Raw genomic sequence first — 19,034 nt, forward strand, 5'->3', positions numbered from 1 at the left:
GCACCCGCCGGATGGGCGGACCCATCCTCTATAAATCCCATGTCGCTATATCGAATTCGGTACCGGCCACCCGCGCCCAAGCGTTTACGACCGGTCCACGTGTCGGGTCCAGTATGGAGACGAAGAACTTCCTGTTCTGCTCGCTCGACGCCGCGCTCATCGGCGATATCGCGTGGCAGGTGCACAAGGAAGGTCACGACGTCAAGTACTACATCGAGGCCGAGAGCGATCAGGAAATCGCCGACGGCTTCGTCCCGAAGACCGACGACTGGCGCGCGGAGGTCGAGTGGGCCGACGTGATCGTCTTCGACGACATCTGGGTGGGCAGCGACGTCGGGACAGGCGAAATCGCCCAGGAACTCCGCGAAGAGGGACACGCCGTCGTCGGCGGTACCCCGACGACCGACGAACTCGAAGAGGACCGCGGCTTCGCCATGGAGGTACTGGAGGAACACGGCGTCAACACGCTCCCCCACCAGGAGTTCTCGGACTTCGACACCGCCATCCAGCACGTCCGGGAGAACCCGGCACCCTACGTCATCAAGCCGCTCGGCGAGGTGCAGAACGTCAAGCGACTCCTGTACGTCGGCCGGGAGGACGACGGCGGCGACGTCGTCGACGTCCTGCAGGCCTACAAGAAGGCCTGGGGTCACCGCATGAAGGGGTTCCAACTCCAGCGGCGTGTCGAGGGGGTCGAAGTCGCCATCTGTGGCTTCTTCAACGGCGAGGAGTTCGTCGAACCGATCAACTTCAACTTCGAGCACAAGAAGCTCTTCCCCGGAAACATCGGTCCCGCGACCGGCGAGATGGGGACGTCGATGTTCTGGGCCGGGCGGAACCGACTCTTCCGCGAGACCCTCGGCAAACTGGAAGAGTTCCTCGCCGACGAGGGTTACGTGGGCAGTATCGACCTCAACTGCATCGTCAACGAGAACGGTATCTACCCGCTGGAGTTCACCCCGCGCTTCGGCTACCCGACCATCACGCTCCAGGAGGAGTCCTTCGAGTCGCCGACCGGCCAGTTCTTCTACGACCTCGCACACGGGAACGACCCGGAACTCGAGGTCCACGAGGGGTACCAGGTCGGCGTCCGCGTCGTCCTGCCGCCGTTCCCCTTCGACGACGAGAAGACCTACGACGAGAACTCCCGGAACGCCGCCGTCGTCTTCGAGACGGACTCCCGCGAGGGCATCCACATCGAGGACGCGAAGAACGTCGAGGGGCAGTGGCGCGTCGCCGGCGAGAGCGGCATGCCCCTCGTCGTCACCGGGAAAGGCGAGACGATGGAGGCCGCTCGCGAGCAGGCCTACGGCCGCATCGACGACATCGTCATCCCGAACCTCTACTACCGCGACGACATCGGCGAGCGCTGGATGGAGGGAGACGGCGACCGCCTGCTGGCGTGGGGTTACCTCGGGCCGTGAGGTGAGTGTCGGCGCGGGATAGCGCGCCGTTCACCGCGAACGCGTCGCGTTCGCGGCGTGTTTTTGGCGGAGCTTTTTGCGAGTCGGGTTCCCGCAGGCCGGAGGCCGAGGAAACCCGGCGACGTAAAAAGGTCCTACATGAAGTCCGCGATGCCGGACTGCTTGTTGTGGTCGTTCTCGAACACACTCTCCAGCGCTTTCTCGAGCACTTCGAGACGCTGGATAGTGTAGGGGCGCGCGCCGAACTCGCGGGCGACCTCCAGTGCGGTGTCCATGTACTTGTTCACCGACCCCTCGTGGACGGTGAGGTTCACCCGGCCGCCGCACTCCCGGCAGTCGCCGGTGAGCGGCACCCGCCGGTACTTCGTCCCGCAGTCGAGACAGCGGGTCTCCTGACGGGAGAACGCGCGGAGGTTGCCGATGAGGTCCGGGAGGAAGTGGTACTCGATGATGCGCTCGGCGACGTCGGTCTCGTCGACTGCGCGGAGTTTCCGCGAGAGCGCGAGTTGGGCGTCCATCTTCTCCTGCATCGAACCGAGAGTCTTGTACGCCGAGAGGTCTGGGCCGAGCGCGATGTTCGAGGTGTCGTGGGTGTGCCGGAAGCCCGTGTACTCGCGGTCGGTCCCGAGGTTCTCTTCGGCGATGGTGACGAGGTCCTCGACCGCCTCCGGGTCGGCCATCTCGCGAGTCGCCTCGTAGAACTCGCGGGGGTACTGGTCGACGACGTCCATGTTGTGCGCCTCGTCGTCGATTTCGGAGGGGTCGATGCGCGAGGACATGACCAAGGGTGCGTCCATCGAGCCGCCCCGCTTGTCCGGGAGGAAGGACTTCGAAAAGTTGAGCAGGCCGTCCATGAGGAGCATCACACAGTCTTCGTCGCCGTCGCACTGGCCGACGTACGTGTCGTTCGCGACGAGCGTGTGCGTCTCCTCGACAGTCAGGCAGTAAGTGTAGTCAACGTCGCTTTCGACGTACTCGACGTCGACGACTTCGTCAGTCCAGACTTCCCCGCCATCGCCGACGAGTCGCTGTGTTCGGAGTTCAGTAGAGGCGAGCGCGTTACGCAGCGTACGCTGCTTGCGTTCGAGGTCGAAGCCGACTTCGTCGGCGAATCGGGACGCGTTCTCCGAAGTGACCTTGAGGACCCAACCCTCGAACGCCGGTACTTCGTCAGCGTCACCGTAAAACTCCGCGACCTCACCTGTCTCCGGCCGGCGTGTCTCCTCGTACACCTTCCCGACGATTCCGAACCGCTTGAGTGCGGCGAGGAGGTCGTCTTTGAGAGCGTCGCTGACCGTGTGTGCGCGTACTTCGACACGGTCCGTTGAGGCGCTCCCGTCGCCAGCGAAGTAGGCGGAGAGGAACGCACGGACATGGTCGTCGGGTGCGCCCACCACGGCGTCGGGGATACACTTCGCCTCGGCCCGTGATCCACAGTCGAGGACGTCACCGAAAAGGGCCGCGACGAGTCGACTGGAGACGGTTACCTTCCACTCGTTCTCCTCGAAGGCTTCGACGCCTAGGGCGTCGTCGAACGTCTCGATGATTCGCTGTCGAGGTTCCTCGTCGGGGATGCAGATAGTGGTTTGGTAGAGTTCGCCGGACACTGTCCGCGAGAACCCTTCGGCAGCGTAGTAGCCGAGCAGCGAAGAGAACTGCTCGTCTACGTCGAGCATCCGGTCGACCGTCGTCCTGTCCCTCCGGACCGACAGTTCGACGTCGTCCGGAACACGGTCGAAGAGAGTCTCGGGTTCGTAGAGTTCGAGCAGTGGTGCGACCGGAATGCTGTCCCGGGAAACCCAGTTGTAGACGGTCGAGTCGCTCACGCCGAGTCGCTCCGCCACTGGCGAGAGATAGCCGTCGGCGTCTGTCGCGTCGTCGAGGAGCTTCTTCGTCTGCTCTTCCCCGAGACCGACGATAGTCAGGTCCTCGCTCGGGGTCGACTCCGCCTCGACGAACTCCGCGAGGAGGTCGAAGGAGGTCTCTGAGCCGTCGAAGTCGACTGATTTCGGCGTCGGGAGCGAGTCACCCTCGGAGAGTTCGCGCGCCTCGACCCGTTCGACACCCTCGTCCCAGCGACGCATCGCGTGGTCCGGCGTGACCGTGAGTTCGCGACCGCTCCGGGTCTCGATGCGGACGAGGTGGTCGGTCGAGGCGTGCTTCGAGACGGTTTCGACACGCTGGAGCGTCGATTCACCCTCTTCATCAACCGACGGGACGTACACGTCGCCGTCGAGTTCCTGCACGAGCGTCCCGAAGTCGTCTTCCCTCGCAGTTTCCGCGTCGAGTCGTTCCTCGACTAGCGTCTTGATAGCGTCGTGGTGCCACTCGCCCGTCTCGTCGCGGAACCAAATCTTCGTCTCGGGGTGGAAGCAGTTCCGGCGCTTCGCCGCGTGGAAGTACGGGTGGGCGTAGCCGACGGCGGCGGAGGTGAAGCCGACGACGCGGCCGACCGTCGCGGCGGACGTGTGGGGCGCCATCCCGAAGACGAGTTCGCCCACGAGGTCGTCGCGTTCCTCGACCTCGTAGTAGGGGTCGAGCCCGTAGTACTGCTCCAGGAGGTCGTCGACGAAGTCCGCGGTCTTGAGCATGTGCTCGGCGGCGCCGTCGGAGAGGACGATGTCCTGGACTTTGAGTTCGACCAGTTGGTCGTCGTGGCGGAGCGGGTCGCCGTCCATGTCCTCGTCGTAGCCGAGTTCGCGGAAGTGGTCGGCCGTGACGTCCAGTTCCGAGGGGCGGACCGCGGTGACGGGGAGGTCGGTCATGTCGTAGCGGACCGTCCCGTCCTTGAACGTGGAGACGTCGTGTTTGGCGCGGAGGATACCCTTCTCCATCGGTTCGGGAATCTTCTCCGTCGAGGAGAGCCCCTTGACCCCTTTCAGAATCTCGAAGGCGTTCTCGCGCTCGCCGACCGACTCGAGGGCGTCGCGGAACTCCGAGCGGAGGTCGACACTCCGGTTCTCGACGTTGTCGAGTTCGCGCTCGCAGCGCGGGCACTCGACGCGGCCCGACTCGTCGGGTTCGGCCTCGATGCCGCAGTCGTCGCACTCGTAGTAGGGGTCGGTCCAGGTCTCGCAGTCGGGGCACTTCGGCCGGAAGGAGTGCTGGCCGCAGTCGGGACACTCGCGCTCGCCGAGTTGGACCTCGACCTGGCCGGGGACGTCGTTCATCCCCTCGGTGTGCTTCGCGGCGTCGGCGACGTTGCGTTGGCTGCCGCCCGCCTCGCCGATGGGGAAGAGGGTGTGGACGGCCGGCGAGAGGTCGCGCGACTCGGACTTCTCGGGGCGGCCCATCCGGTTCCCGATACGGGTGGGGGCGCGCTCCTGGAGGGCGAAGGGTGCGACCTCCTCGGCGGCCTTCATCGCGTTGGGCCACTCGCGGGCCTCGGCCGAGAGGTCGTCGCCGTCCCACTCACGTTCCAGCGCGGGCGTGAGTCCGAGCGTGCGGACGAACGGCTCCCAGTCGGAGATTTCGAGGGCGTCCCCGGTCTGCGTGTGCTCGACGAGGAGCGCCTCCAGCGCCTCGCGGGCGGCCTCTTCGTTCGGGACGACGAGCGTGTCGGCGTCGACCCGCCCGCGCTCGACGGCGTCGGCGAGCGCCTCGAACTCGTCGACGGTGAGGTCGTGCCAGAGGTAGGTGTACTTCGGGTGGAGCGGGGCGTCGTACTCGGTGGCCCAGTCGAGAGCCTGGTCGGCGTCGGGGTCCGAGAGGTCGACGTAGGGGGAGTCTCGGAGGGCCTGGACGTCCGCGCCAGCGGCGTCGAGGTCCTGCTCCCACCACTCGACCGTGTAGGAGGCGGGGGCGAGCGGGTGGTTGTTCTCGACGAACTCGCCGTAGTTCACCAGGTACTCGCCGAGGTCGAGGATGTCGGTGACGCCGTTGCGTACTTCGAGGGCCTCCTCGGGGTCGTCGATGCGGCGGACGTCGCCGTTCGCGAGTTTGACCGTGGGGCCTTCGATGGTGTCGACCGGGACGACGCCGGCGGCCTTCCCGGGGCGTTCGGTCTTGATCTGCGTGCCGGTCGCGAGGAAGTCGTCGACGAGGTGCATCGTCGCGGGGTGGACGCCCGCCGTCGCGAAGCCGTGGTTGCGCGAGCGGCCGTATCGGAGGCGGAATCCGCCCTCGCTGGAGGGGTGTCCGAACACCGGTCGGCCGGCGATGAGGTCCCGGAGGAACTTCTTCGAGGAGTCGACGCGCGGTGGGCCGTCGGGTTCGGCGGACCCTTCGTCCGCGTCGGCGTCCCCCCCACCGTCCTCGCCGTCGGTCTCGTCGTCGCCCTCGGCGGCCGACTCGTCCTCCGACTCGTTCCCCTCGTCCTCACCGATGGTGCCGTCGATGAGGTCCTGGAGCCACGGCCAGTCGACCTCGTCGAGGTTGCGGGTGTAGCGCTGGATCTTCGGGGCTTTGAGCGCGATCCCCTCCGCGAGGACGAGACACATCCCGCCACGGGCGGAGTTCGTGTCGATGCGTTCGAGGTCGCGAAAGCCCGAGACCTCCTCGTCGCCCGTCGCCTCCCCATCGAGCATGATGGGGCAGTTGCGGGCGATGAACTTCGTCTCCTCGTCCTTCGGGGAGTACTGCAGGCCGGTCTCCTTGTCGTAGAGACCGACCTCCTCGGCGTAGCGTTCGACCTCCTGGTCGCGGGGTTTGAACTCGTCGATGTCGAGGAGCGAGCGGGCGTAGTCGGCGACGAGCACGGAGAGCGCCTGGGCGGTCCCGCCGGCCGAGCGGATGGGACCGGCGTAGAAGACCGAGACGAACTCCGTGCCGTCGTCGTTCTCCATCAGGTCGACGCGGTCGATGCCCTCGATGGGGGCCGCGACGACCCCCTCGGTGAGGAGCGCGACCGCGGTTCGGACCGCGCCCTCGACCTTCCCGGCGCGGGTCTCGTAGTCGCCGACGGTGCCCTCGACGAAGTCCTCGACGAGTTCGAGGGCCGCCTCTTCGCGGGACATCTCGCCCTCGAGTTCGCGCACGCGTTCGGCCACGCCGTCGATACCGAGGATGTTCTCGACACGGTCGGCCATGTCCTTGGCGACCGGAATCTCGACCTCGGGTTCGGGGTCCTGTCCGCGGCTCTTGGCTTCGCGCGCGACGCCGAGCGCCCGGTCCAGGCCGTCCTCCAGACGCTCGAAGTAGTCTTCGTCCTCGGGGCGCATGCTGTGGGTGTCTCTCCTCGATACCCGCGATAGACTATTGAGGGTTGTGTTCTAGAAAACCGACCTATAGCCAGAGATCGAGGTCGGTCGCGTCGTCGCGTTCGCGCTCCAGGGACTCCTCGAACTCGCGGAGATAGACCTCGCCGGCGAAGACGGTGCCCGCGTCGAGGTGGCCCGCGAGCGCCTGTCCGGAGCGTCGGGAGAGCACCGCGTGGGTGTGCGCGAACACGTCGCCGTCGAGGCGGGCGACGTTGCCCACACAGGAAGCGACTTCGAGCGGTTCGTCGTACTCGACGGTCTCGTACTCGAACTCGTCCTGGTCGTAGTACAGGAGCGTCGCGTCCTGGACGGCGCCCATGGCGACGAACCACCCGGCCTCGACGCCCTCGTCGCGGGCCAGCCCCTCGATCTCCGTGCGCCAGTCCGCGCCGTGTTCGAGTCGGCCGACGAACTCGCGGCCGCCGGTGAACTCCTCGTAGTGCATACGCGAAGTGGCGACGCCGGGCGTGAAAAAAGTAGCCACCCGGAGCGGAGTGCACCCTACTCCCAGGCTCGAAGCGACGTCGATCCCGTCGTCGGCATCGAGAGCCACGCCTCCTCGCTCTCGACGTCGGCGATGATGAGGCGTTCCTCGGCGCCGTCGTCGTCGACGGCGGCCATGACCTCGTGGTCGGCCGTACCCGGGACGGCCTGCGTGTCTGGTGCCATGTCGCGTGACAGTCAGTGACAATCACATATAAGACCGTCGACTCGACAGTTCGACCACGACCCGAACTGAACGTACGTTGGGGTTTCCGCCGAAGAGAGTGTGAGACCCGTAACGGCAACTTTATCAGCGTTGGTTTTCAATCAATTATTTGGATGGCAGACACTGACAACCTCTCACGGCGACGATTCCTGCAGGCGACCGGCGGTGCTGCGGCGGCGGGCGCCCTCGCAGGGTGTACCGGTGACGGCGGAGACACGACCACGACCACGACGACCACGACGAAGGAGCCGGAGAACGAGTTGAGTCTCATCAACTCGACGATCGACACGCTCGACCCCATCGCGGCGGCGGACACCGCGTCCGGGCGCGTCATCATGCAGCTCTTCGACGCCCTGACGAACTATCAGGACGGAACGACGACGATCACCAACCTGCTCACGAAGGGCTACGAGATCTCCGAGGACTACAAGACGTACACGTTCAACCTCGAGGAGAACGCGACGTTCCACAACGGCGACCCCGTGACGGCCAGCGACGTCGTCTACTCCTTCGAGCGACTCGCCGGTTCGTCGAACTCCCGGCGGTCGTCGTTCATCCTGTCCACGCTCGGCGTCAAACACGAGACCACCAGCGACGGGGAGTACAAGTCCGGTTCGCTCGCGGTCACTGCCGTCGACGAGAAGACGGTCAAAGTCGAACTCAAGAGCGCCTTCCACGCGTCGCTCCAGATGCTGGCGTACTCCTCCTTCTCCGTCGTCCCGGAAGGAATCGTCGGCGACATCCCTGGGTACGACGGCCGGGTGGAGTACCAGAAGTGGCAGGCGAACCCGTCGGGGACCGGCTCCGGCCCGTTCCAGTTCGACAAGTGGAGTTCCGGGACCGAAGCGCGCGTCACCGCGTACGACGACTACTACGGTGCGGCGCCGAAGGTGAACAGCGTCCACTGGCAGGTCATCGAGAACGACAACGCCCACTACAACTACGCGATGAACAAGAATGCCGACATGTTCGGCATTCCGACGGCCTTCTACGACCCCGAGAAGGTCAGCGTCGAGCGAGAGACGCAGAAGGGCCAGAAACTCGGGACGTACGGTCCGCTCCGTAACGGAGAGACGGCCAACTACGTCGGTGTTCCGACCATCAACACGTACTACATCGGCTTCAACATGGAGGCGGTTCCGAAGCCGGTCCGCAAGGCCGTCGCGTACGCGATGAACCAGCAGATGATGGTCGACCGGGTGTTCAAGGGACGCGGGCAGGCCGCCTACCACTTCACCCCGCCGAGCATCTACCCCGGCGGCGCGGACCAGTACACCCAGCACGCCAAGGAGCAGTACCCGTACGGCTACAACGAGAGCCGACTCGACAAGGCGAAGCAGGTGATGGAAGAGGCGGGCTACAGCGAGAGTGAGCCGTACAAGCTCAACTGGCTGCAGTACACGTCCGACTCGTGGATGGAGATGGCGAAGATCCTGCGCGACCAACTCGCCAGCGCCCACATCGACATGCAGATCGAGCAGGCGACGTTCAACACGCTCCTCACCCGGGTCCGGAACGGGAACATGGAGGCGTTCACGCTCGGGTGGATCGCCGACTGGCCGGCGCCGGACAACTTCCTCGCGCTGCTCGACCCGCCCCAGACGCAGACCGACGTGCCGGGCGGTTCCTCCTACATCAACTGGAGTTCGAAGACCGGCAGCGCGGCGACGCAGGCCGAACAGGCGTACGACGTCGTCCAGAACAACCAGAAGCCGACCGACGCGGACGAGAAGGCCCGCAACGAGGCCTACGTGAAGATCGAGGAGGCCAACTGGGAGGACGTGGGGATGCTCACCGTCAACCACTACATCGACGAGTTCTTCTGGTACGACACGGTCGCCGACTACACGCCGTTCGGCGGGATGGGCTTCAGCCGGCAGAAGCTCAACGACGTCGTCCTGAACGACTGACACGACCCCCCACGGGTCGTTCCGCACCACTTTTACGAACACCCAGTTCGGAGACGTATTTCGAAAATTTCGGAGACACGAACCGGAATCGAGCCGCGTTTTCACCGACACACGCGGCACACAAATCGGAAGACATAATCCCCGCGTGCGCCGTACCCAACACCATGTGTCGCACGGCAAAAACTGCCACTGTTAGGTGGTCCCCATGAGCAGGTGGCAGTACTTCGCACGACGCCTGCTCCTGTCCATCCCCGTCGTCGTCTTCGGGACGACCGTGACCTTCCTCATTATCTTCGCCGGACCCATCGACCCCGCCGCCGCAATTCTCGGACAGTCGGCGAGCGCGGCCGAACTCCAGAACGTCCGCGAACAACTCGGTCTCACCGAACCACTCTGGGAACAGTACATCGACTTCATGACGGACATGTTCCTCTTCCAACTGGGCGAGTCCTGGGTCATCAACTCCGGGACCCCGGCGACGGAGGTCATCTGGAACTACGCGCCGCGAACCATCTGGCTCGGCTTCTGGTCGGTCCTCATCGCCGTGTTCGTCGGCGTTCCGCTCGGCTTCTACGCTGGGTTGAACCCGAACACGGGGATGGACTACCTCGCCTCGCTGGGCGGCATCGTCTGGCGTGCGATGCCGAACTTCTGGCTCGCGGTCATCCTCGTGAGCGTCCTCTCGCAGTCACAGCGGTTCTTCTTCGGCTTCCAGTGGGCGACGTGGCTCGTGGAGACGAACATCGTCACGCCGCCGAACCTCGCCTTCCTCCAGTACCCAGTCGAGGCCATCACCGACCCCGTCGACTGGTGGTGGTCCATCGACGACGACGGTTCGTTCGTCGCCGCGACCAAGCAGATCTTGCCCGCTGCGCTCGTCCTCGGTTCGGCGTCGATGGGCAACGAGATGCGTATCGGCCGGACCGCCGTGTTGGAGACCATCAACTCCGACTACGTCGAGACGGCGAAGGCGAAGGGTCTCGCGGGGCGCACCATCGTCTGGAAGCACGTCTTCCGCAACGCGCTCATCCCGCTGGTCCCCATCATCACCGGCGAGGCGTTCCTCCTGCTCGGCGGGTCCGTCGTCGTCGAACTCGTCTTCGCCATCAACGGCCTGGGGTACCTCTTCTTCCAGGCCGCGGTCCAGGGCGACCTCCCGCTGGTGGGGACGCTGATGTACCTCTTCATCCTGCTCCTCGTCGGCGTGAACATCCTGCAGGACTTGCTCTACACCCTCATCGACCCGCGCGTCGGGTACGAAACCGAGTGAAACCATGAGTCACACTACTACCGACACCGAGGACGTCTCGTTCCGACGGCGTCTCGCGGAACACCCCCGACCCGCGGCCATCTGGGCCGCCGTACTCGCCGTCCTCCTCGCACTCGAGTTCGGCGCACTCGTCCACTTCGGGTTCGAGGTGCTCCACGCCGTCGCGAAGTCCATCCCGGGGAAGCCACTGACCGGACTCCTGCTGGCGGCCATCGAGGCCGCCGCGGACATCCCGACGCTGCTCTCCCGCGAACTCGTCGCCAACCAGGGCTACTGGAACGGCGAGCACTGGGTGAACACCTTCCACGTCTTCGACGTGTTCTACCTCTCGCCGAAGCACGCCTGGCTCCTCCGCGTGCTCCTCGTGTACGCCTACGCGTTCACCCTGCTCTGGTGGGTCTGGCGCGGGTTCCAGACCTACCGAACGCACTACCGCACCGCCGACTGGACGCCACGCGACGACCAGATCGACCGCTTCAGCCGGCACACCTGGGGGAAGTTCGGCGCCGTCGTCGTCTTCGGGTTCATGGTGATGGCCCTCTTCGCGCCGACCCTCTCGCCGACGACCCTCCAGCAGAACATCCTCGACCCCTACTCCTACCAGCTCAAGTACTGGTCCGAGAGCGCGAAGGCCGTCGAGCAGACGCTCGTCGGGCAGGCCAACCTCCGGTCGGCCTCGCAGGGGTCGCCCGACAACAACGTCGGTCCGTGGAGCTACGACCAGTTCGGTCGCTTCCACCCCTTCGGGACTCTCACGACCGGGAAGGACCTGTTCACCTTCATGATGTACGGCTCGCGCATCTCGCTGTTCATCGCGCTCGGCAGCATGGCGCTGGCCGCGTTCGTCGCGTCGCTGCTCGCGATGGTCACCGCCTACTACAAGGGCCTGGTCGACCTCGTGACCGTCGTCCTCTCCGACGGCGTCCAGTCGCTGCCGGTCCTCATGATCATCATCCTCCTGTCGGTCGTCTTCTCCGATACGTGGATCGCGAACGTCTACAACGGCGCGCTCTTGCTGTTGTTCATCTTCGCGCTCATCTACTGGCCGTACCTCTGGCGCTCCGTGCGCGGTCCCGCCTTCCAGGTCGCAGAGGAGGAGTGGATCGACGCCGCGAAGAGCTACGGTCAGACCCCACTGAAGATTATGCAAAAGCACATGGCACCCTACATCGTCGGCTACCTGCTCGTCTACGGGTCGATGAGTCTCGGCGGCATCATCATCAGCGTCGCCTCGCTGTCGTTCCTCGGTCTCGGCATCACGCCGCCGACCCCCGAGTGGGGGCGGGCGGTCAGCGCCGGACAGCCGTACGTCGCGACGGCGTCGTGGCACATCGCGCTCATCCCCGGTATCCTCATCACCATCGTCGTGACCGGGTTCAACGCGTTCGGCGACGGCGTCCGCGACGCCATCGACCCGCAGTCCGAGGGTGAAGGGGGGTCGGCTGACGAGGCCGCGGCCGCAGGGGGTGGTGGGTGATGTCGGACGCCGACTCCCCCGCGCCCTCGACGGTCGCGAGCGAGACGGACGAGGAACCGGTCCTCGCCGTCGAGAACCTCCGGACGACGTTCTACACGGACAAGGAGACCATCCGCGCGGTCGACGGCATCAGTTTCGACATCGGGCCGGGCGAGACGGTCGGAATCGTCGGCGAGTCCGGGAGCGGGAAGTCCGTCACCGCCCGCTCCATCATGGGTCTCGTCGACGCACCGGGCCGCGTCGAGGACGGGTCGTCCATCCGGTTCAAGGGCGAGGAACTCGTCGGGAAGTCCCCCGAGCAGTGGCGCGAGATCCGTGGGAACGGCATCGCGATGGTGTTCCAGGACCCCCTCTCCTCGCTGAACCCCGTCTACACCGTCGGGAACCAGATCAAGGAGGCCGTTCGGCTCCACCGCGACAAGCGCGGGCAGGAGGCGACCGACGTCGCCATCGAACTCCTCGAAGCGGTCGGAATTCCGGACGCCGCACGCCGGTTGAAGGAGTATCCCCACCAGTTCTCCGGCGGGATGCGCCAGCGCGCGATGATCGCGATGGCGCTGGCCTGCGACCCGGAACTCCTCATCTGCGACGAGCCGACCACCGCACTCGACGTGACCATCCAGGCCCAGATCCTCCAACTCCTCAAGGACCTCCAGGAGGAGCGTGACCTCTCCATCATGTTCATCACCCACGACATGGGCGTCATCGCCCAGGTCGCGGACCGCGTGAACGTGATGTACGCGGGCGAAATCGTCGAGAGCGCGCCGGTCGTCGAGCTGTTCGAGGACCCGCGTCACCCCTACACGCGAGGGCTCCTCCGGTCGATTCCGGGGCGCCAACAGGGCGAGCGGCTGGAGACTATCGAGGGCGACGTCCCGACGCCGACGGAGGAGCCGACGTACTGTCGCTTCGCCCCCCGGTGTCCGAAGGCGTTCGAGGACTGTGAGGCGGTCCACCCAGTCAGCGTGCCCGTCGAGTCGGGCGCCACGGACCACACCGCCGCCTGCCTCCTCTACCCCGAGGACCGCTCGCGGGAGGAGGCCGTCGAGTTGCACCGTTCGCGAGGCACAGACGCCGACGCCGACACCACCGCCGACGCGGAGGACGACCAATGAGCACGCAATCGAACCAGCAGACCGCGACCGAGTCCGACGACGACGTCCTCGTCGAGGTACGGGACCTGAAGAAGTACTACGAGACGGGCGACCTCGTCGGCGGCAACCCGGTGAAGGCCGTCGACGGCGTGACCTTCGACGTGCGACGTGGCGAGACGCTCGGACTCGTCGGCGAGTCCGGTTGTGGGAAGAGTACCCTGGGTCGGACCCTCGTCCAACTCGAAACCGCCACCGACGGCGAAGTCCGTTTCGACGGCCGCGACGTGACGACACTCTCCGGCGCGGACCTCAAGGAGTGGCGCAAGAACGCCCAGATGGTGTTCCAGGACCCCGAGTCGAGTCTCAACGAGCGGATGACCGTCGGCGAGATCATCCGCGAGCCACTGGACGTCCACGACTGGAAGACCGCGGAGGAGCGCCGCGAACGTGTCCGCTACCTGCTCTCGAAGGTCGGCCTCCAGGAGGAACACTACTACCGCTATCCCCACCAGTTCTCCGGCGGGCAGCGCCAGCGCATCGGCATCGCTCGCGCGCTCGCGCTCGAACCGGAGTTCATCGTCCTCGACGAACCGGTGAGTGCCCTCGACGTCTCCGTCCAGGCGCAGGTGCTCAACCTCCTCGAAGACCTCCAGGACGAGTTCGGGTTGACCTACCTGTTCATCGCCCACGACCTGAGCGTGGTCCGGCACATCTGCGACCGCGTCGCCGTGATGTACCTCGGACACATCATGGAACTGGGCGACGCCGAAGAGTTGTTCGTCGACCCGGCGAACCCCTACACCGCCTCGCTGCTCTCGGCCATCCCCGAACCGGACCCGACGGCGGAACGCGAACAGATCACCCTCCGCGGGACACCGCCGAGTCCGCGCGACCCGCCGCAGGGGTGTCCGTTCAGCACCCGCTGTCCGATGAAGATCCGCCCCGACGAGTACGAAGACGTCGACGACGAGGTGTGGGAGCGCGTCGAGACCTTCCGCGAGGTCGTCCGCGAGCGCACCCGCGCCGACCGCTCGCTGCGCGAAATCGTCAAGGAGAAACTCGGCCTCCACACCCGCTTCGCCGACGTCGGCGAGGTCGTCGACGACCTGTTCGCGGACGTCGACGTCCCTCGAACGGTCCAGACACACCTCGACGAGGCGGCGGACATGGTCGCCGCCGACGAGTTCGACGACGCCCGCGAGTACCTCTTCGAGGAGTTCGGCAGCGTCTGCGACCGCGAGAAGCCCGACTACCACGAGGTGAGCGAAGACGGTCGCGTGAGCTTCTGTCACCGCCACGGCGACGAGTACGACGACCCGCGGACGTTCGTCGACGAGCGTCGGTTCCAGTAGCCGATGGTCGGCGCCGGCACGCCCGACGGGAACACGGGCGACGCACGAGCGACGCTCGCCCGCAAACTCATCGACGCCGTCCAGTACGCCGTCGCCGTCACCGTGGTCGCCGCCGTCGTCTCGGCCGTCCCGAGTGTCCTCCTCGGGGCCGGACTCGTCGGCGTGAAGTACGGACTGTTCGTCCTCGGCTTCCTCGCGTTCGGCTACGCCTCCTTCCTCCTCCAGCCGGTGAAGCCGTGGAAGAGCGGGGGCCACCGTCGTGACCGCGAGGCCGGCGAGCCGACGCCGTTCCGGCGGTTCGTCCGCCGACTCCCGCCGGCCGCGTGGTTCCCCATCGAACCCGAGGAGCGCTTCGGGCGGGAAGTGAAGCTCCTGCTGGCGAGTGTCGTGATGCTCGCCGTCTCCTACGTGATGGAAGTGGTGTTCGGTGTCGGGGTGTGAGAGACGAGATTCGGAGACGGCGAGCACCGCAAGCCGTCGAGAATCTCGGAATTGCGAGCGGGAGGGAGCGACGCGACCGACACGCGAGCAGCGGTATCTCGGTGACCCCACACAACTCGGTTATCCGGTGCCATATCTCGGCAACGTCGCGCATATCTCGGTTATGCACCCACACAACTGAGAAATAGCGACGGCGACGGGACACGGCTCCAGCGAGTGTCCGAGAACGTCGTCCTTTAACGTCCGGACTGCCTATCGACACCCATGCCCACGACCGGGAACGACGACGTGAGCGAGGCCGAGCGTCTCGCCGCGCACGCCGAGCGCCACAAGGACGCCTGGCAGCAGACGCTCGAAGACGCACAGGCGATGGCCGACGCCCGCGCGGAGGAAGGGTGGGAGACCGTCGTCGTTCCGGCCGGCGACACCGCACCAGAGCCACCCGAAGCCGGCGACAGCGACCGGTTCGGTCTGGTGCACGTCGTCCCGGACAACCTGGCCGACGAGTTCCTCGACCTCTTCGAGGACGCCGACTTCCCGGTCTACGACGTCTACCGCGCCAAGGACGAGGGGCGGGTCTTCCTCGTGACCGAACTCCTCGACCCCGACGCCGGGGTGGCGGTCTACGTCGTCGGAACGTTCGAACTCCGGGACGCCGGCGACCTGATCGCGGCGGCCAAGTCGGCGGGGACGATGTACACGCACCTCCAGCGACTCGACGGGACGCACCTCGGAAGCTTCGAACACGACCGTCCGGAGAAGTTCTTCCCGAAGTACGAGACGTTCGAGGCAGACGCGACCGCGACCGAGACGGACGCCGACGAGTAGTAGGCGACCTTTCCGTCGACGTGCCCCCGCGAGAACGGTGAACACGGTGTCGTAGCCTACAAATGTGCGGGGGGTGTAGTGCGCCGATATGCAAGTAGCCGACGCGATGACGCCCCGGTCGGACGTGGTGACCGTCGAGTTGCCCGGCACCCGGGACGACGCCCTGGAGTACCTCCAGGAGCGAACCTTCTCTTCGATTCCCGTGGTGAAACAGACCGACGAGGGAGAGCAGTACCGCGGTCTCGTCTCGCGAGAGGACCTCATCGAGAACCCCGACGAGGACCAACTCGCGATGCTGATGCGCGAGGTTCCCACCACGACCGCCGAGACGTCCATCGAGGACCTCGCGCGCCTGATGGTCGAGGAGGGTGCCCGCCGCGTCCCGGTCGTCGACGGCGAACTCGAAGGCATCGTCACCATCACCGACGTCGTCCGTGCCATCGCCGAAGGTGACGTCGAGGGCGGCGACGTCGAGGTCGGCGGTCTCGCCCGCGAGGACGTGAACACGACGTACGTCGAGACGCCGCTCACCGTCGCCGAGCGCGAAATCGCCTACGCGAACGTCCCGTACGCCATCGTCCTCGACGAAGAGGCGGAGATGACCGGCATCCTCACCGAGGTCGACGTGCTGGAGGTCGCACGCGTCACCGAGGGCGAGGACGACATCGGCTCTTCCATCGCCAACGAGGACGACGAGTGGATGTGGGAAGGCATCAAGGCGGTCGGGAACCGCTACTTCCCGACCCGAAACGTCGAGATTCCGGTCGAGCCCGTCCGCGAGTTCATGTCCGCCGACCCCGAGACGGTCCGGAGCGCGACGAGCGTCCGCGAGGCGGCCCAGGAGATGCTCACCCACGACGTCGAACAGCTCCCGCTCGTTCGCGGTGACGAACTCAGCGGCATCGTCCGCGACGTCGACCTGCTCCGCGCGCTATGAGCGGCGAACTCGTCGAACTCGCGAAGCGCCGTGGCTTCTTCTTCCAGTCGAGCGAAGCCTACGGCGGCGTCGCGGGCTTCTACACCTACGGCCCGCAGGGCGCGACGCTCAAACAGAAGATCGAGGACCGCTGGCGCGAACGCTTCAGCACGAAGGAGGGCCACACCGAAATCTCCGCCCCGACCGTCATGCCGGAACCAGTCTTCGAGGCGTCGGGCCACCTGGAGGGGTTCAGCGACATGCTCGTCGAGTGCCCCGAGTGTGGCGAGAGCCACCGCGCCGACCACCTCATCGAGGACAACACCGGCATCGAGGAGGCCGAAGGTCTCCCGATTCCGGAAGTCGAGATGCTCGTCGAGGAGCACGACCTCCGCTGTCCCTCGTGTGACGCGGCGCTCGCCGGCGAAGAGGTCGAGGACTTCAACCTCATGTTCGAGACGAGCATCGGTCCCGGTTCCGGTCAACCCGGCTACCTCCGCCCGGAGACCGCCCAGGGCATCTTCGTCGAGTTCCCCCGCCTGAAGGAGTACGCCCGCGAGCAACTGCCCTTCGGCGTCACGCAGATCGGTCCGGCCTACCGCAACGAGATCTCGCCGCGTCACGCGCTCTTGCGGACGCGGGAGTTCACGCAGGCCGAACTCGAACTGTTCGTCGACCCCGAGACCGACGAACCGGACGTCTCGAAGGTCGCGGACGTCGAACTCACGCTCTACCCCGCCGACGAGCAGGGCGAGCACGACGACCCCGAAGAGGGGTACGTCCGGACGACCGCCGGCGAGGCGGCCGGCGACCTCGTCGAGTCGTGGGTCTGCTACCACCTCGGTCTCGCCAAGCAGTGGTTCGAGCGCGTCGGCTTCGACATGGAGCGCTTCCGCTTCCGCCAGCACCAGGCGGGCGAGCGCGCCCACTACGCCGAGGACTGCTGGGACGCCGAGGCCGAGGTCGACGGCGACTGGATCGAGATCGCCGGCTTCGCCTACCGCGGCGACTACGACCTCTCGAAACACGGCGAGCACTCCGAGGAGAACTTCACCGTCTTCAAGCAGTACGACGAACCGAAGCGCGTCGAGCGCGCGACGGTCGACCCCGACATGTCCTACCTCGGCCCGGAGTTCGGCGGCCAGGCCCAGGAAGTGGCCGACGCCCTCGAACGACTGGCCGAGCGCGACCGGTCAGCCTTCGAGGGCGAGGAGGTCACCGTCTCCGTCGACACCGACGAGGGAACCTCGTCGAGCCCCCAGTCGTCGACTGAGGACGGCGAAGGGTACACGATTCCCGTCGAGAAGACCGGCTTCCGCGTCGAGGAGGTCACCGAGAGCGGCACGCACATCACGCCCCACGTCATCGAACCCTCGTTCGGCGTCGACCGCGTCGTCTACACGGTGCTCGCACACGCCTACGACACCGACGAGGTCGGCGGCGAGGAGCGCTCGGTCCTGCGCCTCGACCCCGAGGTCGCGCCGACGTTCGTCGGCGTCTTCCCGCTGATGGACAAGGACGGTCTCGGCGAGCGCGCCCGCGAACTCACCGAGGAACTGCGGGAGACCGGCTTCGAGGTCGCCTACGACGACTCGGGCAACATCGGCCGACGCTACCGCCGCCAGGACGAGGTCGGCACGCCGTTCTGCGTCACCGTCGACTACGAGTCCCTCGAAGAGGACCCCGAGACCGTGACCCTCCGCGAGCGCGACTCGACCGACCAGGTGCGCGTCCCGACCGACGAACTGGCCGACACCCTCGCGGCCCTCCGGGCCGGCGAGACCGACTTCGACGACCTCTAACGTGAGCGAACTCCCCCGGCGGCTGGTGCACCTGAGCGGGTCGGCGGCGCCGCTGACCTACCTGTTCGGCGTCCTCACGTGGCGAGAGGTGAGTCTGATACTGCTCGGACTGACGCTCCTCGTCGGCGTCCTGGAGACGCTCCGACTGAAGGGTCACATCGACTGGTGGATCTACGACAAACTCACCCGCGAGTACGAGGAGGACGACGTCGCGGGCTACGTCCTCTACGTCGTCGGGATGACCGCCACCGCGTGGCTGTTCGACCCCGCCGTCGCCGCGCCGGCCATGCTGATGTTGACCGTCGGCGACCCCATCAGCGGCTACCTCTCCTCGGCGGACCTCGGGGAGAAGGAGTGGTGGGTGATGGCCGTCACGTTCGGCGTCTGTCTGGCCATCACGGTCCTCCTGGGCGTGCCCGTCCTCGCGGGCGTCCTCGGGGCCGCCGCCGCCACCGTCGCCGACGCGCGGACGCCCATCGTCGCCGGCTACGTCGTCGACGACAACCTCACCATCCCGCTCTGTGCGGGCACGGTGATGTGGCTCGTCGTCGCCCTGCTCTGACTTCGCTCCTTTTTCCACTTTCACCGCGGTAGGAGAGAGTTTAACCCCGAG

General features: G+C 66.2%; 14 protein-coding genes. 11 read left to right on the top strand and 3 right to left on the bottom strand.

Annotated elements, in window-relative coordinates:
* Positions 1–113 precede the first annotated feature (113 nt).
* Entirely contained in the window at positions 114–1,424 is a 1,311-nt protein-coding gene (locus P0Y33_RS12665; protein WP_279527755.1) for a phosphoribosylamine--glycine ligase, read from the top strand.
* Positions 1,425–1,558: 134 nt separating this feature from the next.
* Here P0Y33_RS12665 and P0Y33_RS12670 read toward each other — a convergent pair whose 3' ends face one another.
* The 3 genes from P0Y33_RS12670 to P0Y33_RS12680 form a co-directional block, all read right to left on the bottom strand.
* The gene (locus tag P0Y33_RS12670; RefSeq protein WP_279527756.1) at positions 1,559–6,583 is read right to left on the bottom strand and encodes a DNA polymerase II large subunit; all 5,025 of its coding nucleotides are present in this window, start codon (positions 6,581–6,583) and stop codon (positions 1,559–1,561) included.
* Positions 6,584–6,647: 64 nt separating this feature from the next.
* Positions 6,648–7,067, bottom strand: a complete 420-nt coding sequence (locus P0Y33_RS12675; protein ID WP_279527757.1) for a PPC domain-containing DNA-binding protein — start codon at positions 7,065–7,067, stop codon at positions 6,648–6,650.
* 56 nt (positions 7,068–7,123) lie between these two features.
* Positions 7,124–7,291: a DUF7556 family protein gene (locus P0Y33_RS12680; RefSeq protein WP_279527758.1), complete on the bottom strand. Its 168-nt coding sequence runs from the start codon at positions 7,289–7,291 to the stop codon at positions 7,124–7,126.
* A 153-nt stretch (positions 7,292–7,444) separates the two neighbouring features.
* Here P0Y33_RS12680 and P0Y33_RS12685 point away from each other — a divergent pair, with 153 nt between their 5' ends.
* The 10 genes from P0Y33_RS12685 (at position 7,445) to P0Y33_RS12730 (ending at position 18,983) form a co-directional block, all read left to right on the top strand.
* A complete protein-coding gene (locus P0Y33_RS12685; protein ID WP_279527759.1) occupies positions 7,445–9,241 on the top strand; it encodes an ABC transporter substrate-binding protein in 1,797 nt (598 codons plus the stop codon).
* A gap of 205 nt (positions 9,242–9,446) precedes the next feature.
* On the top strand, positions 9,447–10,511 hold the full coding sequence (locus tag P0Y33_RS12690) for an ABC transporter permease (RefSeq protein WP_279527760.1): 1,065 nt from the start codon (positions 9,447–9,449) through the stop codon (positions 10,509–10,511).
* Between the two features lie 4 nt (positions 10,512–10,515).
* The gene (locus P0Y33_RS12695; RefSeq protein WP_279527761.1) at positions 10,516–11,988 is read left to right on the top strand and encodes an ABC transporter permease; all 1,473 of its coding nucleotides are present in this window, start codon (positions 10,516–10,518) and stop codon (positions 11,986–11,988) included.
* Positions 11,988–13,103 carry an ABC transporter ATP-binding protein gene (locus P0Y33_RS12700; protein ID WP_279527762.1) on the top strand — a complete coding sequence of 372 codons (1,116 nt, stop codon included), beginning with the start codon at positions 11,988–11,990 and terminating at the stop codon, positions 13,101–13,103. Before P0Y33_RS12695 ends, P0Y33_RS12700 begins: the two co-directional genes overlap by 1 nt.
* Entirely contained in the window at positions 13,100–14,434 is a 1,335-nt protein-coding gene (locus P0Y33_RS12705; RefSeq protein ID WP_279527763.1) for an ABC transporter ATP-binding protein, read from the top strand. Before P0Y33_RS12700 ends, P0Y33_RS12705 begins: the two co-directional genes overlap by 4 nt.
* 3 nt (positions 14,435–14,437) lie before the next feature.
* Positions 14,438–14,875, top strand: coding sequence for a DUF7555 family protein (locus tag P0Y33_RS12710; protein WP_279527764.1), 438 nt, complete (start codon positions 14,438–14,440; stop codon positions 14,873–14,875).
* Between the two features lie 264 nt (positions 14,876–15,139).
* The gene (locus tag P0Y33_RS12715) at positions 15,140–15,703 is read left to right on the top strand and encodes a DUF7529 family protein (RefSeq protein WP_279527765.1); all 564 of its coding nucleotides are present in this window, start codon (positions 15,140–15,142) and stop codon (positions 15,701–15,703) included.
* Positions 15,704–15,791: 88 nt separating this feature from the next.
* Positions 15,792–16,640 (top strand): CBS domain-containing protein, encoded by an 849-nt coding sequence (locus tag P0Y33_RS12720; RefSeq protein ID WP_279527766.1) that lies wholly within the window; start codon positions 15,792–15,794, stop codon positions 16,638–16,640.
* Positions 16,637–18,421, top strand: a complete 1,785-nt coding sequence (gene glyS, locus P0Y33_RS12725; RefSeq protein WP_279527767.1) for a glycine--tRNA ligase — start codon at positions 16,637–16,639, stop codon at positions 18,419–18,421. Before P0Y33_RS12720 ends, glyS begins: the two co-directional genes overlap by 4 nt.
* Before the next feature lies 1 nt (position 18,422).
* The gene (locus P0Y33_RS12730) at positions 18,423–18,983 is read left to right on the top strand and encodes a diacylglycerol/polyprenol kinase family protein (protein WP_279527768.1); all 561 of its coding nucleotides are present in this window, start codon (positions 18,423–18,425) and stop codon (positions 18,981–18,983) included.
* Positions 18,984–19,034: the final 51 nt, after the last annotated feature.

It is taken from the genome of Halospeciosus flavus (assembly GCF_029814175.1).
Classification (GTDB): Archaea; Halobacteriota; Halobacteria; order Halobacteriales; family Halobacteriaceae; genus Halospeciosus; species Halospeciosus flavus.